This is a genomic window from Streptomyces sp. NPDC005070, from assembly GCF_053600395.1.
The window spans coordinates 1-3,541 of the sequence record NZ_JBSFZS010000307.1 but is presented as its reverse complement, the minus strand read 5'-3'; the positions used below and the strand labels follow the sequence as shown (position 1 = coordinate 3,541).

Annotated in this window: 3 protein-coding genes; all 3 read right to left on the bottom strand. The window is 71.6% G+C overall.

The window, feature by feature from the left end; translation table 11 throughout:
* Nucleotides 1-921: cation:proton antiporter domain-containing protein (locus ACWEBX_RS38160; RefSeq protein WP_451889319.1), on the bottom strand; the 921-nt coding region annotated here is incomplete at its 3' end.
* A gap of 34 nt (nucleotides 922-955) precedes the next feature.
* Nucleotides 956-1,999 (bottom strand): cytochrome d ubiquinol oxidase subunit II, encoded by a 1,044-nt coding sequence (locus tag ACWEBX_RS38155; protein WP_451889318.1) that lies wholly within the window; start codon nucleotides 1,997-1,999, stop codon nucleotides 956-958.
* Nucleotides 1,996-3,408, bottom strand: coding sequence for a cytochrome ubiquinol oxidase subunit I (locus ACWEBX_RS38150; protein ID WP_451889317.1), 1,413 nt, complete (start codon nucleotides 3,406-3,408; stop codon nucleotides 1,996-1,998). Before ACWEBX_RS38150 ends, ACWEBX_RS38155 begins: the two co-directional genes overlap by 4 nt.
* Nucleotides 3,409-3,541: the final 133 nt, after the last annotated feature.

Genomic DNA, 3,541 nt, shown 5'->3' with positions numbered 1-3,541 from the left:
GCCGCAGCGCCTGGTCCAGGACGTACAGCCGGGTGTTCCAACCGGCCGGCCGATCGGGACGCGGTCGGCGATGAAGAGCAGCCCGATGATCAGCGAGACCAGGGTTTCCAGGAAGGGACGGCGTGCCGGGAGGGAGACGCCCGGCAGGTTGGCGAGGGCCATCCCCATCACGATCGCGGCGATGAGCCCGGTGTCGTCCCGGATCGCGTCGCAGAGGGCCGCCACCCCCACCGCGGCGGCGAGCTGTGCGGTCGTTCCGAGTACCTCGCCCAGGTGCATCCGGCCGAGGAGGAACCACAGGACGGCGGCGCCCACCGCGCCCCCGATCAGTCCGACGGCCGAACTCAGCGCGAACTGGCCGATCTTGCCGCCCAGATCGCTGCCGCCGCTCGCGACGACCGCGTGGAAGGTGAGCGCGCCGAGGATGCCGCCGACCGGGTCGATCAGCGATCCCTCCCAGATCAGGATGCGCTGCAGCCGCTCGGTCGGACGCACGAAGTGGAGCAGCGGTCCGACGACGGTCGGGCCCGAGACGACGAGGATGACGCCGAGCATGACCGCCGAACTCGTCGACATGCCCAGCAGAGGTACGGCGAGGGCGACCGTGACCCCCCAGGTGATCACGACGCCGATCCAGATCAGTCGTGCCACGACCCGGTGCATGTGTCCGTGCAGCCTGCTGATGTCCAGGCCGAGCCCGGCCTCGTAGAGGATCACGGCGACGGCGAGCGAGACCATCGGGGAGAAGGCGTCCCCGAGCAGCTTGTCGGGGTTGACGATGTCGGTCAGCGCGCCCGCGGCGAAGCCGACCGGCAGCAGCACGATCAGGGCGGGGATCCGCAGCCGGCTCGCCACGAGCTGCGAGCCGACGGCCAGGACGGCGATCAGTCCGAGGCCCTGGAGGATCTGGTTGTCCGTCACGGCTGTCTCCCTGGCCTTCCGGGGTACCGGACCGTCAGCCGGTGCCGGGGCGGCCCGCGCCGCCCTCGACGTCCGTGTCGGTCTGGGCTTCGAGCAGGCCTCGTGTGTCGAGCCGGTAGAGCACCACCAGCGCGGGTCCTACGAGCACGATCGCGATCACCGTGACGATCAGCAGCCAGTGCAGTGAGCCCGGCGCGCCCGCCGCCTCCTGGACCGTGAGGGAGGTGGGCACGAGGTAGGGCCGCTGCGCCGCGCCCCACGCGGCGATCACCAGGGCCACCGCGGCGACGGAGGTGAACCTGGCCCAGCCCGCGGCCCGTCCGGCGACCAGCCAGGCGGTGGCCGCGGCCGCCACCGCCGACAGGATCACGAGCAGCAGCCCCACACCGTGGGTGAGGCCGTGGTAGACGTACGCGGTGTGGTCACGTGTCTCGGCGAGGCCGATGAGGGCCAGGACGGCGACGGCGGCGAGGCTGCACCAGGCGCGCCGCCGGAAGTACACGACCATGTCCGGGGCGTCGAAGCGGTGGGCGTCCGCGGTGAGGAAGACCGCCCCGAGGAACGCGGTGGCCGCGACGGCGAGGAACCCGGCGACGAGGGAGGTCGTGTTGGCCCACGCGTCGGCGGAGGCGGTGGTGCCCGGAGCGGCCCGGCCGGAGGCCACACCGCCGACCGCGGCGCCGAGGAAGAACGGGGTCAGCACCGAGGCGACGGCGAAGACGGCTCCGAAGATCCGGCGCCGGGACAGCCGCTGGGTCGGTCTGCGCAGCGCGAACCCCGCGCCGCGCAGCACCAGTCCGACGGCGGCCAGCGCCAGCGGCAGCCACAGGGCGCTGAAGACCGCCTCGAAGAAGACCGGGAAGCCGGTCCACATGAGGATGAAGACGAAGATCAGCCAGACGTTGTTGACCTCCCAGACCGGTTCCATCGCGTCGTCGATGAGTCCGCGCGGCCGGCGGCCCCGCCGGGTGCCGCCGGCCACCAGGTCCCAGAACCCGGCCCCGTAGTCGACCCCGCCGCCGCAGGCGTAGGCGGCCGTCGCCAGGAGCAGGATCCAGGCGGCCACGGTGGCCGTCATCGGGTGTCCCCCGGCCCGGGGCCGGACTCCGGTGGCGCGGTGGAGCCGTGTGCCGCGCCGGCCCTCTCCCGGCGGGGTCCGTAGGGGGTGTCGGCCTCCGGACCGTGGCCCTCTTCACCGGCGGGGCCCGCGAGCCGCCAGCGTCGGCTCATCTTCATGACGACGCCCAGGAACGCGCCGAACATCAGCGCGTAGACCACCACGACGACGCCGAACATCGTCCACAGCGAGCCGGCCCCGGTGGGTGTGACCGCCTCGGAGACGCGCATGTGCTCGTAGACGATCCAGGGCTGGCGGCCCACCTCGGCGGTGATCCAGCCGCATTCGACCGTGACCACGCTGGCCACCCCGGCGACCGCCGCGCACCGGAAGAACCACGGCGACCGGGGCAGGTCACGGCGTCGCAGCCAGCACCATCCGTACCAGAGCGCGAGGAGGATCAGCACGCTGCCGATGCCGGCCATGATGTCGAAGGCCCAGTGGGCGATGGTCGCCTGTCTCACGGTGGGGCGGTCGGCGGCGAGCACGGAGGTGAGTCCCGTGACCTCGGTGCCGGGGCTGCCTCCGGCCAGGATCGAGTCGAGCTGGGGGATCTTGATGCCGCCCTTGACGGTGCCGTCGGACTGGAGCCGGCCGAAGAGGTACTCGGGAACGTGCGAGCCGGACTTCCAGACCATTTCCATCGCGGCGAACTTCACCGGCTGCTTCTGGTAGACCTGCCGGGCGATGTTGTCGCCGAGGAAGAACTGCACGGGCGTGAGAATCGCCGCGACGGTGAACGGCACACAGAACCCGAGCCGGTGGTAACGGTCCCGCCGGCCCCGCAGCCAGCCGACCGCGTAGACCCCGGCCACGACATAGCCCGCCGTCAGGAACATCGCGACGACGAAGTGCCAGTACTGGGGGCCGAACATCGGTGTGAACACGGCCGACCGGATGTCGACGTCCGTGGGCCTGCCCTGGGCGTCCAGGGTGAAGCCCTGCGGAGTGTTCATCCAGGCGTTCGCGCCGATGATGCCGAACGCGCCCATCAGCGCGGCGAACGGCAGCGGTGTGGCGAGCCAGAAGTGCGTCCGGGCGGGAAGGCGGCGCCAGCCGTAGAGGTAGATGGCGATCAGGACCGCTTCCAGGAAGAACGCCCAGGCCTCCACCCCGAAACCGAGGCCGAAGACGTCTCCCCAGGTGCCCATCATCTTCGGCCACAGCAACCCGAACTCGAACGAGAGCACGGTGCCGGTGACGATGCCGACGGCGAACTGCACGGCCATGACGGCCGACCAGCGGCGGGCGAGCAGCAGGGCGACGGGGTCGTTCCGGCGCAGGGCGCGGTGGTGCATGACGAGGGTGATGAACGGCAGGGCCACGCCCAGCGGCACGAGGATGATGTGGGAGGCCAGGGTGAAGGCCATCAGCTCACGTGCGGGCAGCAGTTGCCCGGGGGTGCCGGCTCACCCGAGGGCACCCCCTTGGGCCGCAGCGCGGACAGCGTCTGGTTGAGCAACGGCCACTCCACCGAAACCCCGCGCGCCCGCAAGCTGTGGT